The sequence below is a fragment of the Ruegeria sp. BF10 genome (assembly GCF_056538725.1).
The window spans coordinates 1-21,215 of sequence record NZ_JBQFTR010000006.1; the positions used below are offsets into that span (position 1 = coordinate 1).

Genomic DNA, 21,215 nt, shown 5'->3' on the forward strand with positions numbered 1-21,215 from the left:
ACAAATACTGGTCCCCCGTCAACCGCGTCGACAACGCATACGGCGACCGAAACCTCGTCTGCACATGCCCCCCAATGGACGCATACCAAGACGCCGCGGAATAACATCAAAAAACCCCGCCGAATTTCGGCGGGGTTTTTCGCCAATCGGAAACTCCTGTTCTGATTTGAGCCCTTTTTGGATGTCGTTTTCACTCAACGAAGCGTCTTTTCCGCTTGCTGCGGGCGCGAAGGACCCATAGCCCTGTGCGTGGGACACCCCTCCCCAACGAGGGGCGTGTATCTGGAAGGGTAATACACATGACGATCGAACAACCGGCGACGCGGCCGGCAAATCCGCGTTTTTCTTCGGGCCCCTGCGCCAAACCCCCCACATTTGATCTGACCAAACTGGCCGATGCCGCCCTGGGGCGTTCGCACCGTGCCGCTGTTGGCAAGGACAAGCTGAAGGCGGCGATCGAGGGCACGCGCGAGATCTTGGGTATTCCAGCTGATTACAGGATCGGCATTGTTCCTGCGTCTGACACGGGCGCGGTCGAAATGGCGCTGTGGTCGTTGCTGGGCGAACGCAAGGTCGAGATGCTGGCGTGGGAGAGCTTTGGGTCCGGTTGGGTGACCGACGTAGTCAAGCAGCTGAAGATCGACGCCGAGGTGAAGACCGCCGACTACGGACAGATCGTGGATCTGACATCGGTCGATTTCGCCAATGACGTCGTCTTCACTTGGAATGGCACCACCTCGGGCGTGCGCGTGCCGAACGGTGACTGGATTGCCGATGATCGTCAGGGTCTGACGATCTGTGATGCGACCTCGGCTGCCTTTGCGATGGACCTGCCCTGGGACAAGCTGGATGTGACCACTTTCAGCTGGCAGAAAGTTCTGGGGGGTGAGGCTGCGCATGGGATGCTGATCCTGTCGCCCCGTGCTGTTGAGCGCCTGGAGAGCTACACGCCGGCGTGGCCGTTGCCCAAGATTTTCCGCCTGACCAAGGGTGGCAAGCTGATCGAAGGCATCTTCACGGGGGCGACGATCAACACGCCGTCAATGCTGGCGGTTGAGGATTATCTGTTTGCACTGGATTGGGCCCGCTCGGTCGGTGGTCTGAAGGGCCTTGTTGCCCGTGCGAACGCCAATGCCGGTGCCGTGCATGCGTTCTGCGACCAGAACGACTGGATCGAAAACCTGGCCGAAGACGCTGCGACGCGGTCGAACACATCCGTCTGTCTGAAATTCACAGATGCCCGTATTCAGGACGGCGCAAGCTTTGCCAAGGCCGTGGCCAAACGGCTGGAAGCCGAAAATGTCGCGCTGGATATCGGGGCCTATCGTGACGCGCCTGCGGGCTTGCGGATCTGGTGCGGCGGTACGGTCGAGACCTCGGATATCGAAGCGATGCTGCCTTGGCTGGCATGGGCCTTTGCGGCCGAAATCGCGGCGCAAACAGAAGCCGCCTGATCGCATCCCATCTTCACCGGGCCGCATCGGCCCGGACTTCTCATTGCATTCAAGGACCACAGACATGGCTCCCAAAGTACTCGTTTCTGACAAACTCAGCGAAACTGCCGTTCAGATTTTCCGTGATCGCGGCATCGACGTGGATTTCATGCCCGATCTGGGCAAGGACAAGGACAAATTGGCCGAGGTGATCGGCCAGTATGACGGTCTTGCCATCCGCTCGGCCACCAAGGTCACGCCGACCATTCTGGAAAAAGCCGACAAGCTGAAGGTGATCGGCCGGGCCGGAATCGGCACTGACAACATCGACAAGGAAGCGGCGTCGAAAAAAGGTGTGATCGTGATGAACACGCCATTCGGCAACATGATCACCACCGCCGAACACGCCATTGCGATGATGTTTGCCGTGGCGCGACAGATCCCCGAGGCCTCGACTTCGACCCATGCGGGCAAGTGGGAAAAGTCCAAGTTCATGGGGATCGAGCTGACGAACAAGACGCTCGGTGTCATTGGTGCGGGTAACATCGGCGGCATCGTGTGCGAGCGCGCGCTTGGCCTGAAGATGAAAGTCATCGCCTATGATCCCTATCTGGGCGAAGAAAAAGCCGCCAAGATGGGCGTCGAAAAGGTTGAACTGGACGAGTTGCTGTCCCGCGCCGACTTCATCACCCTGCACGTACCGCTGACGGATCAGACCCGCAATATTCTGAGCCGCGAGAACCTCGCCAAAACCAAGAAGGGCGTGCGCATCATCAACTGCGCTCGTGGTGGTCTGGTTGATGAGGAGGCTTTGGCAGAGGCGTTGCAATCCGGTCACGTTGCCGGTGCCGCGTTCGACGTGTTCAGTGAAGAACCCGCCAAGGACAACCCCTTGTTCAACCTGCCCAACGTGGTCTGCACGCCGCATCTTGGTGCAGCAACAACTGAAGCGCAGGAGAACGTGGCGCTGCAAGTGGCCGAGCAGATCTCGAACTATCTGCTGACAGGTGCGGTCGAGAACGCTTTGAACATGCCCAGTGTGACGGCGGAAGAAGCCAAGGTGATGGGGCCGTGGATCAAGCTGGCCGGCCATCTCGGCAGCTTCATCGGCCAGATGACCGATGAGCCGGTCAAGGCGATCAATATCCTGTACGATGGTGTTGCCGCTGAAATGAACCTGGCGGCGTTGAACTGCGCCGTGGTCGCCGGGATCATGAAAAAGTTCAACCCCGAGGTGAACATGGTGTCGGCCCCGGTTGTCGCCAAAGAGCGTGGGATCAAGATATCGACCACCAATCAGGACAAATCGGGTGCCTTCGAAGGCTATATCAAAGTCACCGTTGTGACCGACAAGCGCGAACGTTCCATTGGCGGCACCGTGTTCAGCGACGGCAAACCGCGTTTCATCCAGATCAAGGGTATCAATATCGATGCCGAGGTCGGTGCCCATATGCTCTACACCACCAACGAAGACGTGCCGGGCATCATCGGTGCTCTGGGGCGGACCATGGGTGAGAACAACGTCAACATCGCGAACTTTACCCTGGGTCGATCCGAGGCCGGCGGTGAAGCGATTGCGTTGCTTTATGTTGACGAACCGGTTCCGGCTGAGGCACGCGCCAAGCTGGCGGAAACGGGTCTGTTCACACAGATCAAGCCGTTGGAGTTTGATGTCACCTGACATGGTCTGTTGAGTTTGAGAAACAGTGCAGGACCCGGATGATCGAATACCCGGGTCCTGTGTTTTCTCAGGCCGTAATATGCGGCACAAGCGAGCTGACCCTACCGTCGGAGGATCTATGACACAGCCCGTCTACGTTATTGGTGATCTGCACGGGCAGGTGGCCGAGCTGGAACGCGCGCTGTCTCTGATCCAGGGCGATGGCGGCCCGGATGCCCAGATCGTGTTTCTGGGGGATTACGTGGATCGCGGACCGGACAGTCGCGGGCTGGTCGAGCGTCTGATTGCCGGGCGCGATGCGGGCCTGAACTGGATCACTCTGCTGGGCAATCACGATCGCATGTTCGCCTGGTTCATGGAGGATACGCCGCGTCACGATCCACATTTGCTTGTAGGATATCACTGGCTGCATGAAAGGCTGGGTGGGGTCGAGACCCTGCGCAGTTATGGGGTGGAATTCGAAGGTCAGATTCGTCTGGAAGACCTGCATCAGATGGCGCAGGCGGCGGTGCCGAAATCGCACCTGACCTTTTTGCGAGATCTGGTTCTGATGCATCAGACGCCCGAGCTTGCCTTTGTTCACGCAGGCATTCGCCCGGGCGTACCGCTCAATGCGCAGCGCGCCAACGATCTGGTCTGGATCAGGCAGGATTTTCATACCCATCCGGGCCCGCATCCCAAGCTGATCGTGCATGGCCATACCCCGGTGGATCGGGCAACGCATTATGGCAATCGCGTCAATCTGGACACAGGTGCAGGATACGGACGCCCGGTGGGTGTTGCGGTGTTCGAAGGGCAGACCTGCTGGGAATTGACCGATCAGGGCCGCTTGCCGTTGACCCCCTAGATCACCTCGCCCGGCCGAGAAATTTGGAGATTGAAGATGTATGTCGCCACTTTGCTGACCAATCCGGCAGCGCCTTCGCTGGACAGCGCATTGACTGAGTCCTTGCGCAATGCGTGGGGTGGCGGGGACATCCTCTGGCTCAACCCGGATGAGGCGGCAGAGTTCGAGTTGAACGCCATCCCCGACAATCGCTGGGACGTTTGGGCAGACCTGCAAGGGATGGGGGTGGACCTGATCGTGCAACCTGCGCAAGGACGGCGCAAACAGATGCTGCTGGCCGATATGGACAGCACAATGATCCAGCAGGAATGCATCGACGAGCTGGCGGATGAGGCCGGCGTTGGCGACCGGGTCAAGGACATAACGGCCCGCGCCATGAACGGAGAGCTTGATTTCGAAGGTGCCCTGATCGAGCGGGTTGGTTTGCTGAAGCATCTGGATGAAAGCGTCATCGGCAAAGTGTTGCGGGAACGGATCACCCTGATGCCCGGAGGCAGGGAATTGCTGGCGACGATGCGGGCAAACGGGGCCTATACAGCGTTGGTTTCCGGTGGCTTTACGGCCTTTACCGCGCGGGTGGCAGAGCTGTTGGGTTTCGATGAAAACCGCGCCAACACTTTGCTGGCCGAAGATGGCAAGCTGACCGGAGACGTCGCGCGTCCTATTCTGGGGCGTCAGGCCAAGATCGAAGCGCTCGAGCAGATTACGGCCCGGCTTGGCCTGTCGGAAAGTGACGTGATCGCCGTGGGTGACGGGGCCAATGACCTTGGCATGCTTGGCCGGGCCGGGGCCGGGGTTGCCCTTCACGCCAAGCCGTCGGTGGCCGCGAAATGCGACGTGCGGGTGAATCACGGCGACCTGACGGCGCTGCTTTACCTGCAAGGCTATTGCCGCGCCGATTTTGTGGGCGGCTGATCAGGGCTATCTTTTATTTAACATTTGTGTTAAATAAGGGGTATGAGCACACTTCTGACCACGTTTTCCGCTTTGTCCGATGCCACCCGGTTCTCGATTGTCGAGCAATTGATGGAGCAGGGTGAGCTGCCTGCCGGTGATCTGATCGAAGGGCGCGGCATGTCCGGCGCCGCGATTTCACGCCACCTCAAGGTGCTGCGCGAGGCCGGGTTGGTGCAGCAGCGTGTGCAAGGCACACAGCGGATGTATTCCATCCGATCCGAAGGATTGCGGGCGATTGCCGACTGGACGATTTCCAAGCGGCAATTCTGGGAAGGCAGCCTCGACCGTCTGAGCGATATTATCGAAAGGGAGAATTCATGGCCGACCTGAAACTGGAACGGGAATTCCCCGTCAGTCCCGAAGAACTGTTTGCGTGGATCAGTGATGGTTCCAAGCTGTTGCAATGGTGGGGCCCCGAGGGGATGCACGTGCCGGACCACAACCTGGATTTCTCACGCACCGGCCCTTGGTATTCGGTGATGGAGAATAGCGAGGGCCAGCAATACAAGGTCTCGGGCCACGTCACGCATGTCGACCCGCCGAAGTCGGTGGGTTTTACATGGGGTTGGCATGACGATCAGGATCAACGCGGTGCCGAAAGCCATGTGACCCTTTCCGTTGCCGCAACCAAAAACGGTGCCCGCCTTGTGCTGGACCACCGGGAACTGGCCGATGCCGAAGCAGCCGCGAACCACAATCAGGGTTGGACGTCTTCGCTGCGCAAACTCGAAGCACTTTGCAAATAGATATTCATCAGGGAGGAGTGATATGCCCCAATTTTTGTTTGTCTATCATGGGGGTCACACCCCGACCGACCCCGCCGAGATCGAGGCGACCATGGCCGCCTGGGGGGCTTGGTTTCAAAACATGGGCGGCGCCCTCGATATCCCCGGAAACCCGGTTGGGCAGTCTTACACCGTCAGCAACAATGGCGTGGTCGATAACGGCGGCGCAAACCCGGCCTCGGGCTTCACGGTGATCAAGGCTGACAATATCGACGCTGCGACCGAGATGGCCAAGGGCTGCCCGATGGTCGTCAACGGCACAGGCTCGGTTGAAGTGGCCGAAATCCACGAAATCGAGATGTAAGGGCCTTAGTCGGGGAAACCCGTCGCAGGTTTGATCACACCGCATTCCAGCCCGCGACGGCTGTATTGCGTGGCGTTCATGAATTTGCGGGTGGCCGGGTGATCGGCCTCCAGCACGCCAAGGCTTACCAGTATCGCGGCAATCGCGCATTCACTGGCGCGGGTGGTTCCATCGGTGATCTTCAGCGCAACGCCCATGCGTTTTTCCGGGATGATGGCCACGAACACGGCCTCGGCCCCGGTCTTGATGGCCACACGTCCGTTCATCGCGCGCATCAGCTCGGTGCAGGCCCGGGTCTCGCCGGCAACCAGTTCCGGGTGTTTGACCATGGCCGCAACCAGCTGAGCTGCCGCGTCACTGGAGCGATCAGACCTGTCCGAAGCGCTGGCAAACCATGCCATCGACCGCGCCAGACCCGCCAGAGATGTGGCGAAATTCGGGGCGGAACAGCCATCGATGCCGTATGCCGGGCTGGTCTCGCCCGTCGTTTCTTCGATGGCAGACAGACAGGCCTGTTGTACCGGGTGATCAATCTCGAGATACTCCGGACCTGCGCCCATATGCTGGCCCAGAGTCAGAAAGCCACAATGCTTGCCGGAACAATTGTTGTGGATCTGGCAAGGCGTATCGTCCGCCAGGATCAGCCGGTCCCGTGCGGCCGTGTCGGCGGGCTCTTGTGGGCCGCACCGCAGATCGTGCTCGTTCAACCCCAGATGGTCCAGCCACGCCGTCACGCGATCCGTGTGGATCGCCGCACCGTTATGCGAGGCGCAGGCCAATGCCAGGTGTTCGCTGGTCAGCCCGTATTTCGCCGCCGCCCCCGATGTGACCAACGGAAGCGCTTGGATCATCTTGGCGGATGACCGCGGGTATATGACGGATTGCGGGTCACCCCAACTGCGCACGATCTGGCCCGTATCATCGCAAACAACCGCATGACCCAGATGCAGACTTTCCAGCAGTGCACCGCGCCAAAGTTCTGTCATGGGTACGGGCTGCGTCATCTGGACCTCCGAAATTTATGCGCAAAATTCTGCCAATCGCCCTTTCGCCTGTGGCGAAACCTGCGTTAGTGTGTGTATGTCGGCAAACATCGGAAGACGCAAACGAATAGACGAACCGGCAGGGTTCGCAGACGTGTCCGATGGGTATGAGGTAAGGGTCGAGCTAGGAGGCTGGACAAATGGGATCAATGCTCGTTCGCACGATAGCGGGCCTGTGTGTGGCAGGCATCGCCGCAACTTCTGCAATCGCCCAACAGGCGACAAGCACAAACCGTGTTGCTGCAAAAACGGATTGGAGCGTTTTTGTCGAAGACGATCCCACCGAATGCTGGAGCGTCTCGGCACCCAAGGAAACCGTGAACACCCGTGGTGGGCGCGTGGTTTCCGTACGGCGCAGCGACATCCTTCTGTTTGTGTTCTTTCGTCCGAATGCCGAGGTGAAAGGCCAATTGACCTTTACCGGCGGCTACCCGTTTGCCGCGGGTTCGACGGTGAACCTGAACGTGGACGGGACCGAGTTCGAACTGTTCACGGAAGGCGAATGGGCCTGGGCCGCATCGGATGCGGATGATGCCAAGATCATCACCGCCCTGAAGCGCGGAACCGAGGCTGTTCTGACCGCCCGGTCCGAGCGCGGGACGCAGACGAAAGACACCTTCTCGCTGCTGGGCTTTACCGCAGCGATTGAAGACGCTGAGAAGCGCTGCACCAACTGATCTTATCGCGCCGATTGTTCAAAAGGCCCCGCCTGGTTGCGGGGCTTTTGACGTATGGTCATCTGCCAGTTTTGATCCGTGTCAAAGTTTCTCATCCGGCAATGTGAACTAAGTGGTTCAGCCACTGAGAGAGGACATCGTGATGAAACAGAAAACTTGGATCACTCTGGTTCTGGCCGCATCGGTCGCAGTACTGAGCGCTTGCGAAAAGACCGCGGATTCCTACCCAATATCGGGCGAGCAATGTGGCCCGGAAGATCCGGTCAAGGAGCTGGATGCCGAGGATTGCTTCATTCCGCCGGCAGGGGTGTAAACGCCGCACGCCCAAAACCTGCCCGGGCCTTGCCTTTGCGCCAAGGTTCGCTTCAACTGCGTGAGCAGACAGGTGAGGGGTGAGCCATGCGTTGGGCTTGGGCAGTATTTCTTCTTCCGGTACCGGGACTCGCAGACCCTGCGTTGGAATGTTCCGGTGCCGGATCACAGGTTGAAATCGGTGCCTGTGTCGGGCAGGCCGAGGCCAATGTCGCGGCCGCATTGACCGAGGCCTTCGGATTTGCAGCAGATGCGGCCAGAGATCTGGACGACGTCACCGGACGGGCCTTGGCCCTGCCGGCGCTCGAGGCATCCCAGGAGGCTTGGAAAGCCTACCGCGACGCACAATGCGAGGCGGTTGGTGCGTCCTATGGCGGCGGATCGGGCACGGGCATCGCGGTCTCCTCGTGCCAGGTCGAGCTGGGCCGGGCCCGGGTGGCCGAGCTGCTTCGGTTCGTGAACTGACACCTGGGCTGCACGAATCCTTTTGATCTTTGGCGGCGTTCCTATATAGAGGCGCATCCCAAGCCCGATTCCTTTGAGATACGCCAATGTCGCCCAAAGCGCCGATCACCCAAGACGTCATGACCATCCCGCGCAAACTGCCCGACGGGAAGGTAAACCTTGTCGGTCTTTCGCGCGACAGGTTGCGCGAGACCTTGATTGAACACGGCACGCCCGAGAAACAGGCCAAGATGCGCACAGGCCAGATCTGGCAATGGATCTATCAATGGGGTGTGCGCGACTTTGCCCAGATGACAAATCTCGCCAAAGCCTATCGTGCACAACTGGCCGAGCATTTCGTGATCGAAATCCCCGAGGTGGTGACGCGTCAGGTGTCCGAAGATGGCACCCGCAAATACCTGTGCCGCATCGCCGGCGGGCATGAGGTCGAGGTGGTCTATATCCCCGAGGAAGATCGCGGAACCCTGTGCATCTCGTCTCAGGTGGGCTGCACGCTGACCTGTTCGTTCTGTCATACCGGAACCCAAAAACTTGTACGAAACCTGACATCCGCCGAAATCGTCGGTCAGATCATGATGGCGCGCGACGATCTTGAGGAATGGCCAACCCCCGGCGCACCCAAGGACGAAACCCGCCTGCTGTCGAACATCGTTCTGATGGGCATGGGTGAACCACTTTACAACTTCGAAAACGTCCGCGACGCGATGAAGATCGCCATGGACCCCGAGGGGATTTCCCTGTCGCGCCGGCGGATTACCCTGTCGACCTCGGGCGTGGTGCCCGAAATCGCGCGCACGGCCGAGGAAATCAGGTGCCTGCTGGCGATCTCGTTCCACGCCACCACTGACGAGGTGCGCGACATTCTGGTACCAATCAACAAGCGTTGGAACATCGAGGAACTGCTGACAGCTTTGGCCAGCTATCCCAATGCTTCGAACTCTGAACGGATCACGTTTGAATATGTGATGCTGGATGGTGTGAATGACAGTGACGAAGATGCGCATCGTCTGATCGATCACATCAAGCGCCACAACATTCCGGCCAAGATCAACCTGATCCCGTTCAACGAATGGCCCGGGGCACCGTACAAGCGCAGCTCGAACAACCGTATCCGCGCTTTCGCCAACATCATCTATCAGGCCGGCTATGCCTCGCCGATCCGCAAGACGCGCGGTGAGGACATCATGGCAGCTTGTGGTCAGTTGAAGTCGGCAACCGAGCGGGCGCGCAAATCACGCAAACAAATCGAGGCCGAAACGGGCCTGAACCAATAGGGTTCGGTCGATCTCGGCTTGGCTTGATCGGATCGCGCCTTAAGTGTTTTCTGGCTCGGTCTGCACGTCACAAGTGTTTTGTGCAAACTTAATGTTTCAGATGCTGAAACCACATGCATAATTTGCTATATTTCCAGTGCCCGTCTCTGAATTTGCCACTTCAATTCGACACACAAGGCGGTGAGGTGTTCGGGTCAGAGATGGCAAGTTTTTGCGATTCCGCTAGACTGTTCCAAGTGGTGCAGAATGCGCTCGGGTGAACTGATTTTCAGGTGGGCCACGATTATGAATGCAGGTTCTTTTTCGATCATCCGTTTTGGTGCCGCTGCGCTTGCTATCCTCTCGGGTTCAGGCTTGGCCTTCGCTGACGGCCAGAACGCTCATATCGCGATCGAAAACCCTGCCGAGCTGAGCAAACAAGAGGCTTTGGAACACTACCGATCGCTCAATCGCCGCATGGCGCGTGGCTACGCCGTGGCACAATTGAACCTGATCCTAAACTACCAAAGCTGGCCGCTTTTCAACGATGCGCCCTATATTTCGGCAACCCATGGGCAAAGGTATGTGAACAGCTATGCCAATCGCATGGCGCATAACTACGGGACGTTGCAGGAAGGTGAAGAACTTCCCATGGGGTCGGTTCTTGCCAAGGACAGCATGACCGTGACGGATGAAGGTCACGTACATCCCGGTGCCATGTTTATAATGGAGAAACTGACAGAAGGTGCCAGCCCGGACACGGCGGATTGGCGTTACATCATGGTCTTGCCGGACGGCTCGGTGTTTGGGGACACTATGGGCGACCGCGCCGGCGCCGTGGCGTATTGCCATGTCTGTCACGAACAGGTGGCAGATCGGGACTATACGTTTTACGTGCCGGAAGACTATCGGACGCGCGATTGAGCCAACTCAGGCATTTTCGCCCGGCAGCTTCAATTCCGTCGCCTCGCGGCGGCTGAGCTGCTCGCCTTGTTTGCGCTTTGACAGAACTTCACGGGCCAGCGCGTATTTGTCGTCCTGCCAGAAGATCAGGCAGCCGTTGCAGCCCTTGCCGCAGCAGCCTTCGGTGCCGATGCGGTTGGTCTTGAACCGGCGTTCGTTGCCGTCTTCGCCGATCTTCTCGACCAGTTCGTCGCGGCGGCGCGCATAGGCCGCGGGATTGTCACGGCCCGAGGTTTCCAACCCCTGCACCAGCTTGTCAAAGCGGATGCGGTTCCAGTGTTCGTCGGTCAGGGCGCGTTCCTTGCGCAGAACGGAATAGGCGGGGAACCGGGCGCGCAGATCGTCGATATCCTCGTGGTCGAACAGGGTGAAGGGCAGGCGGATCACTGTTTTGGTGCTGCCATGCACCACGTCCATCCGCGCGCCATCGGATGCGCGTTCGAAATCATAGACCCGCAGCAGAACCGTCTCGCGCGAGATGGGCGAGACGAAATCCAGCACATCGCCCGGTTCCAGCTTGTTCTTTACCTCGACCAGAAAGGCATCCTCGGTCACTTCGGTGACGATCCCGGCATATTCCCACTGCGCGATGGACGCCGTGTGCTCGTAATCATGGGCGTAGTTGGTCAGCCGCCCCTCGTGGAAGGCCAGCGTATAGCCGCGGTTTCCCACAGTCTCCAACTCGCGCATATAGGGTTTGGGGTCCCAGTTCTGGGGGTCGGCATAGTAATCGTCGATGGCCATGCGATAGGCGCGCGCGACGATGGCGGCATAGTATTCCGACTTGCCGCGCCCCTCGACCTTGAGGCTGTCCACGCCGATCTTCAGGTATTCGTCCAGCTTGGGCATGATGCACAGATCGCGCGAATTGAGGATGTAGGAACCGCGGTCGTCTTCCTCGATCGGCATCAGATCGCCGGGGCGGCAGCCTTCTTCCAGCAGGAATTCGAACAGGTCGGCGTTTTCCTCGGTGATGCGCAATTCCTGATGGGTGCCATCCTTCAGGCGCAGTTTCAGTGCATAGTTCCAGCGGCAGGAATTTGCGCAATTGCCCTGGTTGGCGCCGCGCTCGGCCATGAAGTTCGACAGCAGGCAGCGGCCCGAATAGGTCATGCACATGGCACCGTGGACGAAGGCCTCGAGCTTGATGTCGGGGCATTTTTCGCGGATCTCCACCAGTTCGGGGTAGGAAACCTCGCGCGCCAGAACCACCAGTTCCGCGCCCTGATCCTGCCAGAACTTCACCGACAGCCAGGAACAGATATTGGCCTGGGTCGAGATGTGCAGCGGCAGTTCCGGCGCGCGGTCGTGGACGTACTGGAACACACCGGGGTCGGCGATGATCAACCCGTCCGGCTGCACCTTGCGGACCGTGTCGATATATTCGTCCAGCTTCGGGATGTCCTTGTTGTGCGAAAACAGGTTCAGCGTCAGATAGGCGCGCCGGCCATGGCTGTGGCAGAACTCGACCCCTTCGATCACCTCTTCCAGCGAGAACTCGGATTTTGTGCGCAGCGACATATCGGGCGTGCCCAGATACACCGCATCCGCCCCGTAGAGGACAGCGAGTTTAAGCTTGCGCAGATTGCCCGCAGGCATCAGCAATTCGGATCTGGACTGGGTCATGGCGCCACCTGTCAAAGGATCAAACCGGCCTTCTAATCCAAATGTTCTGAGTCCAAAACCCCGTTATCTGCGACGGAATCGCGCTGTACCGATGACCTTGACCAGTTGCTGCCGCACAGGTTCGGGTTGCGCCTCGATCGCGTTCAGAACTTCGCGCAGTTCGGCCCGCAGCCCGTGCAACTGGTCGATCAGTGAGATCATCATCGACAGTGCATCGGCCTCCATGTCGTACTGTTCGTGCAACTCGCAGGCCAGTTCCAGACGGGCGACGTCGATATTTTGATAAACCAGCCCTTGATCCGACTGTTCCGGAATCACGATTTCCGCCGCCAGGTATTCGGTCAGGCGGTCCGAGGTCAGGCGGGTGACCGTTTCGATCAGTTCCTTTTCGGTCAGGGTCATAGCTGCATTCCTTTCCGCGGATCATAGCGGTGCTTTTGACGCCAGGTTTCCATGAACTGCTTCAGTTCATCATCGATTTTGTCCGGTGTCGCAATGGTCAGCTCAATCAGCTGGTCCCCACGGCCGGACGAGCCGCGCTTTTTCACGCCTTTGCCGCGCAACCGGAGCGTTTTGCCGCTGCTGGTGCCCGCTGGTACGTTGACATTCACACCGCCGTCAATGGTCGGGGCCGGGACTTTTCCGCCCAGAATGGCCTCGTCGATTGTGATCGGCAGCGTGATATGGATGTCGTCGCCCTGACGTTCAAAAACCGGGTGCTTGGCGACCGAAACCGTCACCAGAGCGTCACCCGGAGGGCCTTCGCCATATCCCGGGGCGCCTTTGCCGCGCAACCGGATGGTCTGGCCGTCGGTGATACCGGCCGGGATTTTGACCTCGATCCGATCTCCATCCGGCAAGGTCAATTTCTGACTGGCGCCGAACACGGAGTCCAGAAAGCTGATTTGCAGGGTGTAGTTCAGATTGTGACCCGGAGCGTGAAACTCGTGGCTGCGCTGACCGCCAAAACCGCCGCGACCGCGCATGAACTCGGCGAAGATGTCTGACATGTCGTCGGGATCCGCCTGACGCCCCCGATAGGGGTTTCCAGCGGCCTCGGCATACTCTCGGTAATACTGCTGTTGCGGGCGCTCTTGACCCGAGGCGTCTATTTCCCCGTTGTCAAAACGCGCACGTGTTTCAGGGTCTTTCAATAGATCATAGGCTGCGGCAGCGGCCTTGAACTTGGCCTCGGCCGCGTCATCGCCCGGTTTCAGATCCGGATGGCAATCCTTGGCGATGCGCCGGTAGGCTTTCTTGATCTCGGCTGCGCTGGCGTCCTTCGAGACACCAAGAACGGTGTAGGGGTCGTCGCTCATATCACTCTCTCAGGTCAGGGACAGGTTTGATCAGGATGAAGGTGTTCTACCATGCGATTTCAACGGGTAAAACGAAAGAGGCGATTGAATTGTTTCGTAAAATCTCGCAGGCCTGATAGTATCTGCATGATTGTACCTATTGATTGACGGAGATCGCCGCATGACGCGCAGAATAAAATCCGCTCTGGCTTTGCTGGCCGGGAATGCCATTGGGTTGTTGCTTGCCTCTCTGATCTTGTCTGGATTTGCGATCAAGCCGATCTCGTTCATCGTAGTGGTGATTGTCTTCACCGTCGTGCAGGTTGTGGCCGAACCCCTGATCCTGAAACTGGGCGAAAAGAAAGCGCCCGCCCTGAAGGGCGGGATCGCCTTGATCGTGACCTTCGTGGGCCTTTTCGTGACCGACTTGATTGCTGCCGGGCTGACCGTTGGCGGGGTTTCGAACCTGCTGGCTGCGACGCTGCTGGTCTGGCTGGGGGCGTTGATCGCCAGCGTGGTACTGCCGATCTACGTGTTCAAAGATCTGCGTGAACCCAAAAAGTAATCACACAGCGTTCAGGCTGGTTTCGATAGCGTGCCATAGTTCGTCCACTGGTTCGCATCCGACGGACAGGCGGATAAAGGCCGGATCAACGTCGTCGCCCCAGCGCGCGCGCCGCTCGGCCGAGCTGTGGACGCCCCCGAATGACGTGGCCGGGCGCAGAAGCGGGCAATTGTTGATGAAGGCTTCGGCTTTGTCTTCGCTGTCCAGCGTCAGGGATAACAGAAATCCGAACCGTGTGGTCTGTTGTTGTGCCAGTTTGTGCGACGGGTCATCGGCCAGCCCGGGATAGCGAACCCGTTTCACTGCGGGATGTGCTGCCAGGCGTTCGGCCAATACTTCAGCCGAGCTGCACATCCGGTCGAACCGAACGTCCAGAGTTTCAAGGCCGCGATGCAGCAGCCATGCTTCATGTGGCCCCGGAATCGAGCCGGAGACTTTTCGCCATTCCCCGACCCGTTCCATGATGTCGCTGTCGCGGCTGGCCACATGGCCCATCAGCATGTCGGAATGCCCGCCCATCGCCTTGGTATCGGACGAGACGACCACATCGATGCCCAGATCCAGAGGGCGCTGACCCAGCGAAGTCATCGTCGTGTTGTCGGCAATGGTTACGCCCCCGGCAGCACGCACCTGATCCGCTACCGTTGTCAGATCGATCATGTCCAGCCCGGGATTCGAGGGGCTTTCTATAAAGACCACATCGAACCCGTCAAAACCGCCGTCGTTAAAAGCGGTGGTGGGGCGTTCTTCAACGATCACACCCAGCCGCGACAGGAAACGATCGGCCAAAAGGCGCGTCACGTAATAGCCGTCGGAGGGGATCAGCAGGCGTGACCCGGCCTTTACGGTGGCAAACAGTGCCGCGGAAATCGCCGCCATGCCCGAGGGAAAGCTGAGGCACGGCGCGTCTTCCAAATGCGACAGAACATGTTCCAGATGCACCCAGGTCGGGTTGTCCACCCGGCCGTAACTCGCCTGTCCGTCCGGGGCGCCCGGCAGGTGGTACATGCTGCTTTGGGTCAGTGGCAGCGCCACAGGTTCGCCTTTGCTCAAGGCATTTCCGCGCAGATGCAGCATCTCTCCGGTCTTGGGGGCCATGGTTCAGCGCCCCGGAATTTCGTCGCGGGGCGGGGCGGGTTCCCAGTTTTCGATGATCTCGACCGCTTCCTGCGCCGTGTTCACAAAGCGGAACAGATCAAGATCCTCGTCCGAGATGGTGCCGGCATCGGCCAGTGCTTTCCAGTTTATGACCCTCTCCCAGAAATCACGTCCGAACAGCAGGAAAGGCACGCGCTCCATCCGGCCGGTCTGAATCAGGGTCAGGGATTCGAACAACTCATCCATTGTCCCGAAGCCGCCGGGGAAGATTGTGATGGCGCGGGCCCGCATCAGGAAATGCATCTTGCGGATGGCAAAATAGTGAAAGTTGAAACTGAGATCCGGTGTCACATAAAGGTTCGGGGCCTGCTCGTGCGGCAGAACGATATTCAACCCGATAGAGCATCCGCCCGCGTCCTGTGCACCACGGTTGCCTGCCTCCATCACACCGGGGCCACCGCCCGTCACGATCACGTTTTCGCGGCAGCCGGTCTCGTTCGATTTCACGGTCATCAGCCGCGCGAACTCGCGCGCCTCGTCGTAATAGGTCGACAGACCGGCCAGTGTTTCCGTTCGTGCGGTGTGTTTCTGCGATGGTTCAGGGATGCGCGCGCCGCCGAACATCACGATGGTCGAGGTGATCTCACGCTCGCTCATGATCATCTCGGGTTTCAACAGTTCCAGTTGCAGACGCACCGGGCGCAGTTCGTCCCGGCACAGGAATTCGTCATCGGCAAAGGCAAGGCGATAGGCGGACGATCGCGTTTGCGGCGTGTCCGGCACTTCGCTCGCGGTCGAGCGATCTGTCTGCGCATCGCGAAACGGATTGTGGCGGTCTTCTCTCATGGGTGATCGATCCCTGCTTGCGTGTTTTCCAAACAGCTATAGGGTTCGCGGGCAGAGTGCCAGTCACGGAAAGACAAGAATGAATTGGAAGAACGAAATATCAGCGGCGCAGGATCGTATCGACGGACATACGCAGGTGACGCCGGTGATCGAGAGCCGAATACCGGGCTATCCCGTTGAGCTGAAGCTGGAGCACATGCAGCACACGGGCAGTTTCAAGGCGCGCGGCGCGTTCAATACGTTGCTGAGCCTCGACGTGCCCGATGCAGGTGTCGTGGCTGCATCCGGCGGCAATCATGGTGCAGCGGCGGCCTTTGCGGCGCAGGCGCTTGGTTATCCGGCCAAGATTTTCGTGCCTGAACTGGCGGGTCCGTCCAAGATCGCATTGATCCGGCAGACCGGCGCGGATCTGAGCGTTGTGTCCGGCGAATACGCCAATGCGCTGACACAGGCGCAGGCGCATGAAGCGGAAACCGGAGCGATGCAGATACACGCCTATGATGCGCCGGCGACTGTGGCGGGGCAGGGGACCTGCTTTGCGGAATGGGATGCGCAGGGCTTGCAGGCAGACACGGTTCTGGTCGCTGTGGGCGGCGGTGGGCTGATCGCCGGGGCGTTGGCGTGGTTCGACGGCGCGCGCAAAGTCGTCGCGGTGGAGCCCGAAACCTCGTGCGCGCTGAATGCGGCGTTGCAGGCCGGTGAGCCGGTGGATGTCTCGGTATCCGGGATTGCAGCGAACGCCCTGGGCGCGCGCCGGATCGGGCAGATCTGTTTTGATCTCGCGCAGGGGATGACTTCGGTCCTTGTGTCGGATGACGCCATCGCGGCAGCTCAGAAGATGTTGTGGCAGGCGCATCGTATTCTGGTGGAACCGGCGGGTGCTACGGCGTTGGCAGCCTTGACCTCGGGCGTGTATCGGCCCGAACCGGGCGAGCGTGTGGCCGTTCTGGTGTGCGGTGCGAATATTGCGCCGGACCCGCTTGCGGGGTGAATTATCTGGTTGTGGATGGGCGTTGCGGATTTTATCTATAATTCATGACGGCCACGATTTCCGACACGATTTACCAGAACCTCAGCCAGCAGATCATCACCGGAGAGCTGAGCGCCGGGGAAAAGCTGCGGCAGGATCATATTGCCCGCGCCTTCGACACCAGCCATGTTCCGGTGCGGGAAGCCCTGTTGCGGCTTGAGGCGCATGGATTGGCCCGGCATGAACCGCGCCGGGGCATGCGGGTCACGGCGCTGGACCCGGCAGAGGTGCGAGAGGTCATCGAAATGCGCGTGGCGCTGGAAACACTGGCGTTGCAGCAATCGGTGCAGAACATGTCTCCGGTCGCATTGGAAAAGATCGATCGCGCACGCATCGCCTGTGACGAGGCGCAGACGATGCCCCAATGGGAGGCTCTGAACAGAGCGTTCCATCGCTGCATTCTGACGCCTTGCGGGTTGCCCCGGCTTTTGCATGCAATTGACGACCTGCATATCGCCAGCGCACGCCTTTTGTTTGCGCACTGGCGGTCGAAATGGGTGCAGCAGACAGACAAGGACCACGCGGCGCTTGTTCAGGCGCTCAGGCGGAAGGACCTGAGCACGGCAAAAGGTATTCTGACCCGACATATACGCCGCGCCAGCTGATTACGGGCCTGTCAGCCGCAAAACGGCCCATGTTCGTCGCATTGCGCCATGGGCCTGGCTTGCGTATAGGCCAAACCAACATGAACAGATTCTGTAGGGAGACGCCCCATGTCCAACGCGCAACTGGAAGCCGCCATCGAAGCCGCCTGGGAGGCGCGCGACACGATCACACCCGCCACGGCAGGTGAACAACGCGAAGCGATCGAAGACACGCTGAACGCGCTGGACAGCGGGTCGCTGCGTGTTGCTGAAAAGCTGGAAAACGGTGACTGGCATGTGAACCAGTGGGCGAAGAAAGCGGTTCTGCTGGGCTTTCGCATCAAGGACATGGAAATCCAGACTGGCGGTCCGCAAGACGGCGGCTGGTGGGACAAGGTGGACAGCAAGTTCGCCGGTTGGGGTGAAGAACAATGGCGCTCGGCCGGGTTCCGCGCGGTTCCCAACTGCGTTGTGCGCAAGTCGGCCTATATCGCGCCGGGCGTGGTGCTGATGCCATCGTTCGTCAACCTTGGCGCCTATGTGGATGAAGGCACCATGGTCGATACCTGGGCGACCGTTGGTTCATGCGCGCAGATCGGCAAAAACGTCCACCTGTCGGGCGGTGTTGGCATCGGCGGCGTGCTGGAGCCGATGCAGGCCGGCCCGACCATCATCGAGGACAATTGCTTTATCGGCGCGCGCTCCGAGGTGGTCGAGGGCTGCATCGTCCGCGAAGGCTCGGTTCTGGGGATGGGCGTGTTCATTGGCAAATCCACCAAGATCGTGGATCGCGAAACCGGCGAAGTGACATATGGCGAAGTCCCACCCTATTCCGTGGTCGTCGCGGGTTCGATGCCGTCAAAGAACAATATCAACCTGTATTGTGCGGTGATCGTGAAGCGGGTGGATGAAAAGACCCGGTCGAAAACCGGCATCAACGAATTGCTGCGGGACTGATTTTCCCGGTTGTACAGAAAGGCCGGAGCAGACCCGCTCCGGCCTTTCCAGTTTTTGGGGTGTTTGACTTATGCGACCGCACCTTGGTCAGAGCCGGTCCTGAGATTGTGTCCAGGCTCGGACGAACGCTCTGTGTGGATCAGCGATTTTCACCCTGCATAGCGTCAACTTCTGAGCTTCCTGCATTGGTTTCCGTGCCTTCGCTTTCGTTGTCGCCGCCGCCTTCGTTTTCTCCACCACTCTCGTTATCGCCGCCGCCTTCGTTATCGCCGCCGCTTTCGTTATCGCCGCCGCCTTCGTTGTCGCCGCCGCTTTCGTTATCGCCGCCGCCTTCGTTATCGCCGCCGCTTTCGTTATCGCCGCCGCTTTCGTTGTCGCCGCCGCCTTCGTTATCGCCGCCGCTTTCGTTGTCGCCGCCGCCTTCGTTGTCGCCGCCGCTTTCGTTATCGCCGCCGCCTTCGTTGTCGCCACCGCTCTCGCTATCGCTACCGCCTTCGCTTTCACCGCCGCCGTCTTGGGCGTAAGCTGCACTTGGCGTCACAAAAGACAGCACGGCGACAGCAGGTACTCCGGAAAGCACAATCACACTTGCAGTTGTCATCATTAACTTGGACAGAACACTCATTTTAATTCTCCTGTAAAAAATGACTTACGCAGTGGCTGCATCTTAGAGTTGGCTTCTCGTCACCGTTGTGAAAGGCAGGAAACGCGTCGAACTCAGCAGGAAATGGCCAAAATTGAGGCCAAAATGTGGCAGTAATGTGCCCGATTCAACTCAGGGAATGGAGATGAAACGCTGCTCAATTTTTGGGCGAAAACGGGAAAAGGGCTTTGCTGAGTCGCATTTCTGCAAGTCCTCAGTGCCTATGGGCTGGGCAAGGGGCTGCGTAAGATCCCATACTTAAAGCTAGGATCAATGGAAGCAGTTGACCCTTCAAAACGCCGCGCGTAATGCAGGGCCCATGGAAAAGCGCAAGAAGCCCTCACGTCAGCAAGTCTATACCCTTCTGGTCCAAATCGGCCGTAAGGATGGCGACGGGCTGCCCGACGGTGCGACCGGGGCGGCACTGATCTGCTACGCCAGTGGCGTGGACGAAGCCGAAGCCGTGCGCGAGACGGTGGCTATTCTGAAGCAGGCCGACACCGCGCCTTTGGATGTCACCGGGTACGGGACCTTGGCCGAGCGTGAGGCACAGGGACATGAAATCGAACCTGACGAACGTGCCCTGATGCAGCGTGCTCTGGATGAAAACGCCGTGATCGTCGCGCAGATGACACCGTTCTTCGGAGACGAGGCGCAGGCCTAGTTCCGCATACCGAACCACTTGCGATAGATTTCGTCATAAGTTCCGTCTTCACGCAATGAAAGCAGAGCCTGGTTGACATCCTCGACCAGAGGCGACCCGGTCGGGAAAGCGATGCCATAGTTCTCGCGCAGGAAAACGCCGCCTGTCATCGACGCCGTTCGCCGGCCTTCATGGGCCGTATAGTAGGACAGGATTGGCGCGTCGAATACGACGGCATCCAGTTGTTTGGACTGGAACGCATCCAGCATCTGCTCCAGCCCGGGATAGCCGGTGAATTCAATATCACGCCGGTTCAGAAAACTTGCCGCGGTCGAGTCTGTGATTGTCCCGACACTTTTGCCATACAGGTCATTCACCGAATTCACGCTGCCTGTGATCGCATCCACGGTCATGACCGAGGTGATGCGGGCCGTGAAAACGGACACGATGAACAGTGACGAAACAACCAGAACGACACCCAGAAGCCGGCCGAACGGCGTGCGCGGCATCCTCTCTTCGAACCCGCCGTTTACGACAAGGTTCAGCGCCCACCAGAACGAGGGAAACCAAGCCTCATTCAGCTTGCGATCGAAATAGGGTTGAGCACTACGCTCAAAGCTCCACATCAGCATGCCGCCGCCCAACAGAATGGCGAAGGCCAGGCCGATGGCGATGAACAACTCTTTTGAGAGCAACGCATGCAGCAGCGACGGCTGGCGCGCGGCTTCCGATGGCACCATGATTTGCAGGCCCGCCTCAAAGATCGGCTGGGTGAAGTCCATTTGCGTTTCCCGCTGCGCGGTGATCGAGATATTGGCAACTGCAAGATCCGCAGATCCATCCCGGACCGCGCCCAGCATCTCCGAAAAGGAATCGACCCGATTGACGGAATAGTCCCAGTTCAGCGCCTCTGCCAGCGCCGCGAGCAGATCCATCGAAAAGCCGGTTTCCGCACCGTCCTCGACATAGGAAAACGGGGGGCGGGTCACTGTCGTAACCGTGAGAGACTGCGCCATGCTCTGCTGCGCGAGGACGGCGAAAGTCAGGCAGATCAGTGCGAAGAATGCGCGCTTCATATTCATTCACCTGTTTCGCGGCCCTGTAGCGCGATTGTGCGGCGGGCGGCAAGATGGTCGCCGGGTAAACCGTCATGATTTGTCTGGGTGTCACTTTGATACCAGCTCGGTTGGGTAAAAGGATATTTT

At 59.2% G+C, this 21,215-nt stretch carries 25 protein-coding genes; 17 read left to right on the top strand and 8 right to left on the bottom strand.

Translation table 11 applies throughout. The features are described from left to right. The first annotated feature begins 299 nt into the window (after nt 1-299). From ACR0DJ_RS17895 to ACR0DJ_RS17925, 7 genes are all read left to right on the top strand, one after another. Nucleotides 300-1,454, top strand: a complete 1,155-nt coding sequence (locus ACR0DJ_RS17895; RefSeq protein ID WP_170345524.1) for a phosphoserine transaminase — start codon at nt 300-302, stop codon at nt 1,452-1,454. Nucleotides 1,455-1,518: 64 nt separating this feature from the next. Then, on the top strand, nt 1,519-3,114 hold the full coding sequence (gene serA, locus ACR0DJ_RS17900) for a phosphoglycerate dehydrogenase (RefSeq protein ID WP_170345525.1): 1,596 nt from the start codon (nt 1,519-1,521) through the stop codon (nt 3,112-3,114). Nucleotides 3,115-3,232: 118 nt separating this feature from the next. After that, nucleotides 3,233-3,961 carry a metallophosphoesterase family protein gene (locus ACR0DJ_RS17905; RefSeq protein ID WP_170345526.1) on the top strand — a complete coding sequence of 243 codons (729 nt, stop codon included), beginning with the start codon at nt 3,233-3,235 and terminating at the stop codon, nt 3,959-3,961. Between the two features lie 36 nt (nt 3,962-3,997). After that, complete coding sequence (gene serB, locus ACR0DJ_RS17910; protein ID WP_480685898.1) at nt 3,998-4,876, top strand: phosphoserine phosphatase SerB; 879 nt, start codon at nt 3,998-4,000, stop codon at nt 4,874-4,876. 42 nt (nt 4,877-4,918) lie between these two features. Continuing rightward, entirely contained in the window at nt 4,919-5,248 is a 330-nt protein-coding gene (locus ACR0DJ_RS17915; protein WP_117872947.1) for an ArsR/SmtB family transcription factor, read from the top strand. Beyond that, nucleotides 5,236-5,664, top strand: a complete 429-nt coding sequence (locus ACR0DJ_RS17920; protein WP_480685899.1) for an SRPBCC family protein — start codon at nt 5,236-5,238, stop codon at nt 5,662-5,664. The genes ACR0DJ_RS17915 and ACR0DJ_RS17920 overlap by 13 nt, the downstream gene beginning before the upstream one ends. 22 nt (nt 5,665-5,686) lie before the next feature. Then, the gene (locus ACR0DJ_RS17925; protein ID WP_480685900.1) at nt 5,687-6,007 is read left to right on the top strand and encodes a YciI family protein; all 321 of its coding nucleotides are present in this window, start codon (nt 5,687-5,689) and stop codon (nt 6,005-6,007) included. Between the two features lie 5 nt (nt 6,008-6,012). Here ACR0DJ_RS17925 and ACR0DJ_RS17930 read toward each other — a convergent pair whose 3' ends face one another. Next, complete coding sequence (locus ACR0DJ_RS17930; protein ID WP_170345530.1) at nt 6,013-7,011, bottom strand: asparaginase; 999 nt, start codon at nt 7,009-7,011, stop codon at nt 6,013-6,015. 179 nt (nt 7,012-7,190) lie between these two features. Here ACR0DJ_RS17930 and ACR0DJ_RS17935 point away from each other — a divergent pair, with 179 nt between their 5' ends. The 5 genes from ACR0DJ_RS17935 to ACR0DJ_RS17955 all read left to right on the top strand — a co-directional run bounded on the left by ACR0DJ_RS17935 (nt 7,191) and on the right by ACR0DJ_RS17955 (nt 10,681). Continuing rightward, the gene (locus ACR0DJ_RS17935) at nt 7,191-7,727 is read left to right on the top strand and encodes an invasion associated locus B family protein (RefSeq protein ID WP_257599466.1); all 537 of its coding nucleotides are present in this window, start codon (nt 7,191-7,193) and stop codon (nt 7,725-7,727) included. Between the two features lie 142 nt (nt 7,728-7,869). Continuing rightward, the gene (locus ACR0DJ_RS17940) at nt 7,870-8,040 is read left to right on the top strand and encodes a hypothetical protein (protein ID WP_170345532.1); all 171 of its coding nucleotides are present in this window, start codon (nt 7,870-7,872) and stop codon (nt 8,038-8,040) included. Nucleotides 8,041-8,126: 86 nt separating this feature from the next. Beyond that, nucleotides 8,127-8,504, top strand: coding sequence for a lysozyme inhibitor LprI family protein (locus ACR0DJ_RS17945; RefSeq protein WP_480685901.1), 378 nt, complete (start codon nt 8,127-8,129; stop codon nt 8,502-8,504). An 86-nt stretch (nt 8,505-8,590) separates the two neighbouring features. Then, the gene (rlmN, locus tag ACR0DJ_RS17950) at nt 8,591-9,778 is read left to right on the top strand and encodes a dual-specificity RNA methyltransferase RlmN (RefSeq protein ID WP_480685902.1); all 1,188 of its coding nucleotides are present in this window, start codon (nt 8,591-8,593) and stop codon (nt 9,776-9,778) included. A gap of 285 nt (nt 9,779-10,063) precedes the next feature. Continuing rightward, nucleotides 10,064-10,681 carry a cytochrome P460 family protein gene (locus tag ACR0DJ_RS17955; protein ID WP_257599463.1) on the top strand — a complete coding sequence of 206 codons (618 nt, stop codon included), beginning with the start codon at nt 10,064-10,066 and terminating at the stop codon, nt 10,679-10,681. A gap of 6 nt (nt 10,682-10,687) precedes the next feature. On the opposite strand, the gene ACR0DJ_RS17960 is transcribed toward ACR0DJ_RS17955, so the two are convergent. From ACR0DJ_RS17960 to ACR0DJ_RS17970, 3 genes are all read right to left on the bottom strand, one after another. Continuing rightward, nucleotides 10,688-12,346 carry a U32 family peptidase gene (locus tag ACR0DJ_RS17960; RefSeq protein ID WP_480685903.1) on the bottom strand — a complete coding sequence of 553 codons (1,659 nt, stop codon included), beginning with the start codon at nt 12,344-12,346 and terminating at the stop codon, nt 10,688-10,690. Between the two features lie 63 nt (nt 12,347-12,409). Next, the gene (locus tag ACR0DJ_RS17965) at nt 12,410-12,748 is read right to left on the bottom strand and encodes a hypothetical protein (RefSeq protein ID WP_170345537.1); all 339 of its coding nucleotides are present in this window, start codon (nt 12,746-12,748) and stop codon (nt 12,410-12,412) included. Further along, nucleotides 12,745-13,665, bottom strand: coding sequence for a DnaJ C-terminal domain-containing protein (locus tag ACR0DJ_RS17970; RefSeq protein ID WP_480685904.1), 921 nt, complete (start codon nt 13,663-13,665; stop codon nt 12,745-12,747). The genes ACR0DJ_RS17965 and ACR0DJ_RS17970 overlap by 4 nt, the downstream gene beginning before the upstream one ends. A 160-nt stretch (nt 13,666-13,825) precedes the next feature. On the opposite strand from ACR0DJ_RS17970, the gene ACR0DJ_RS17975 reads away from it, so the two are divergent. Next, complete coding sequence (locus ACR0DJ_RS17975) at nt 13,826-14,209, top strand: hypothetical protein (RefSeq protein ID WP_480685905.1); 384 nt, start codon at nt 13,826-13,828, stop codon at nt 14,207-14,209. Here ACR0DJ_RS17975 and ACR0DJ_RS17980 read toward each other — a convergent pair whose 3' ends face one another. Then, entirely contained in the window at nt 14,210-15,307 is a 1,098-nt protein-coding gene (locus ACR0DJ_RS17980; RefSeq protein WP_480685906.1) for a cystathionine gamma-lyase, read from the bottom strand. A gap of 3 nt (nt 15,308-15,310) precedes the next feature. Continuing rightward, nucleotides 15,311-16,153 (bottom strand): LOG family protein, encoded by an 843-nt coding sequence (locus ACR0DJ_RS17985; protein ID WP_425080140.1) that lies wholly within the window; start codon nt 16,151-16,153, stop codon nt 15,311-15,313. 79 nt (nt 16,154-16,232) lie between these two features. Here ACR0DJ_RS17985 and ACR0DJ_RS17990 point away from each other — a divergent pair, with 79 nt between their 5' ends. The 3 genes from ACR0DJ_RS17990 (at nt 16,233) to dapD (ending at nt 18,724) form a co-directional block, all read left to right on the top strand. Continuing rightward, nucleotides 16,233-17,144, top strand: a complete 912-nt coding sequence (locus ACR0DJ_RS17990) for a threonine/serine dehydratase (protein ID WP_257599457.1) — start codon at nt 16,233-16,235, stop codon at nt 17,142-17,144. 44 nt (nt 17,145-17,188) lie between these two features. Continuing rightward, the gene (locus tag ACR0DJ_RS17995; RefSeq protein WP_480685907.1) at nt 17,189-17,788 is read left to right on the top strand and encodes a GntR family transcriptional regulator; all 600 of its coding nucleotides are present in this window, start codon (nt 17,189-17,191) and stop codon (nt 17,786-17,788) included. A gap of 108 nt (nt 17,789-17,896) precedes the next feature. Beyond that, entirely contained in the window at nt 17,897-18,724 is an 828-nt protein-coding gene (gene dapD / locus ACR0DJ_RS18000; RefSeq protein WP_425080138.1) for a 2,3,4,5-tetrahydropyridine-2,6-dicarboxylate N-succinyltransferase, read from the top strand. A gap of 139 nt (nt 18,725-18,863) precedes the next feature. On the opposite strand, the gene ACR0DJ_RS18005 is transcribed toward dapD, so the two are convergent. Beyond that, nucleotides 18,864-19,349 carry a hypothetical protein gene (locus ACR0DJ_RS18005; protein WP_480685908.1) on the bottom strand — a complete coding sequence of 162 codons (486 nt, stop codon included), beginning with the start codon at nt 19,347-19,349 and terminating at the stop codon, nt 18,864-18,866. 337 nt (nt 19,350-19,686) lie between these two features. Here ACR0DJ_RS18005 and ACR0DJ_RS18010 point away from each other — a divergent pair, with 337 nt between their 5' ends. Then, the gene (locus ACR0DJ_RS18010; protein WP_171119954.1) at nt 19,687-20,031 is read left to right on the top strand and encodes a hypothetical protein; all 345 of its coding nucleotides are present in this window, start codon (nt 19,687-19,689) and stop codon (nt 20,029-20,031) included. On the opposite strand, the gene ACR0DJ_RS18015 is transcribed toward ACR0DJ_RS18010, so the two are convergent. Then, complete coding sequence (locus tag ACR0DJ_RS18015; protein WP_480685909.1) at nt 20,028-21,086, bottom strand: transporter substrate-binding domain-containing protein; 1,059 nt, start codon at nt 21,084-21,086, stop codon at nt 20,028-20,030. The two genes, ACR0DJ_RS18010 and ACR0DJ_RS18015, sit on opposite strands and share 4 nt — an antisense overlap. Nucleotides 21,087-21,215: the final 129 nt, after the last annotated feature.

What these genes read in the sequence shown, in the direction of transcription:
- ACR0DJ_RS17970 (WP_480685904.1), bottom strand. Translation starts at nt 13,665, where the DNA reads ATGAGCGACGACCCCTACACCGTTCTTGGTGTCTCGAAGGACGCCAGC.
- ACR0DJ_RS17915 (WP_117872947.1), top strand. Translation starts at nt 4,919, where the DNA reads ATGAGCACACTTCTGACCACGTTTTCCGCTTTGTCCGATGCCACCCGG.
- dapD (WP_425080138.1), top strand. Translation starts at nt 17,897, where the DNA reads ATGTCCAACGCGCAACTGGAAGCCGCCATCGAAGCCGCCTGGGAGGCG.
- ACR0DJ_RS18005 (WP_480685908.1), bottom strand. Translation starts at nt 19,349, where the DNA reads ATGAGTGTTCTGTCCAAGTTAATGATGACAACTGCAAGTGTGATTGTG.
- ACR0DJ_RS17955 (WP_257599463.1), top strand. Translation starts at nt 10,064, where the DNA reads ATGAATGCAGGTTCTTTTTCGATCATCCGTTTTGGTGCCGCTGCGCTT.
- ACR0DJ_RS17975 (WP_480685905.1), top strand. Translation starts at nt 13,826, where the DNA reads ATGACGCGCAGAATAAAATCCGCTCTGGCTTTGCTGGCCGGGAATGCC.
- ACR0DJ_RS17895 (WP_170345524.1), top strand. Translation starts at nt 300, where the DNA reads ATGACGATCGAACAACCGGCGACGCGGCCGGCAAATCCGCGTTTTTCT.
- serB (WP_480685898.1), top strand. Translation starts at nt 3,998, where the DNA reads ATGTATGTCGCCACTTTGCTGACCAATCCGGCAGCGCCTTCGCTGGAC.
- serA (WP_170345525.1), top strand. Translation starts at nt 1,519, where the DNA reads ATGGCTCCCAAAGTACTCGTTTCTGACAAACTCAGCGAAACTGCCGTT.
- ACR0DJ_RS17925 (WP_480685900.1), top strand. Translation starts at nt 5,687, where the DNA reads ATGCCCCAATTTTTGTTTGTCTATCATGGGGGTCACACCCCGACCGAC.
- ACR0DJ_RS17930 (WP_170345530.1), bottom strand. Translation starts at nt 7,011, where the DNA reads ATGACGCAGCCCGTACCCATGACAGAACTTTGGCGCGGTGCACTGCTG.
- ACR0DJ_RS17960 (WP_480685903.1), bottom strand. Translation starts at nt 12,346, where the DNA reads ATGACCCAGTCCAGATCCGAATTGCTGATGCCTGCGGGCAATCTGCGC.
- ACR0DJ_RS17995 (WP_480685907.1), top strand. Translation starts at nt 17,189, where the DNA reads ATGACGGCCACGATTTCCGACACGATTTACCAGAACCTCAGCCAGCAG.
- ACR0DJ_RS17905 (WP_170345526.1), top strand. Translation starts at nt 3,233, where the DNA reads ATGACACAGCCCGTCTACGTTATTGGTGATCTGCACGGGCAGGTGGCC.
- ACR0DJ_RS18010 (WP_171119954.1), top strand. Translation starts at nt 19,687, where the DNA reads ATGGAAAAGCGCAAGAAGCCCTCACGTCAGCAAGTCTATACCCTTCTG.
- ACR0DJ_RS17945 (WP_480685901.1), top strand. Translation starts at nt 8,127, where the DNA reads ATGCGTTGGGCTTGGGCAGTATTTCTTCTTCCGGTACCGGGACTCGCA.
- ACR0DJ_RS17985 (WP_425080140.1), bottom strand. Translation starts at nt 16,153, where the DNA reads ATGAGAGAAGACCGCCACAATCCGTTTCGCGATGCGCAGACAGATCGC.
- ACR0DJ_RS17940 (WP_170345532.1), top strand. Translation starts at nt 7,870, where the DNA reads ATGAAACAGAAAACTTGGATCACTCTGGTTCTGGCCGCATCGGTCGCA.
- ACR0DJ_RS17920 (WP_480685899.1), top strand. Translation starts at nt 5,236, where the DNA reads ATGGCCGACCTGAAACTGGAACGGGAATTCCCCGTCAGTCCCGAAGAA.
- ACR0DJ_RS17965 (WP_170345537.1), bottom strand. Translation starts at nt 12,748, where the DNA reads ATGACCCTGACCGAAAAGGAACTGATCGAAACGGTCACCCGCCTGACC.
- ACR0DJ_RS17935 (WP_257599466.1), top strand. Translation starts at nt 7,191, where the DNA reads ATGGGATCAATGCTCGTTCGCACGATAGCGGGCCTGTGTGTGGCAGGC.
- ACR0DJ_RS17990 (WP_257599457.1), top strand. Translation starts at nt 16,233, where the DNA reads ATGAATTGGAAGAACGAAATATCAGCGGCGCAGGATCGTATCGACGGA.
- ACR0DJ_RS18015 (WP_480685909.1), bottom strand. Translation starts at nt 21,086, where the DNA reads ATGAAGCGCGCATTCTTCGCACTGATCTGCCTGACTTTCGCCGTCCTC.
- ACR0DJ_RS17980 (WP_480685906.1), bottom strand. Translation starts at nt 15,307, where the DNA reads ATGGCCCCCAAGACCGGAGAGATGCTGCATCTGCGCGGAAATGCCTTG.
- rlmN (WP_480685902.1), top strand. Translation starts at nt 8,591, where the DNA reads ATGTCGCCCAAAGCGCCGATCACCCAAGACGTCATGACCATCCCGCGC.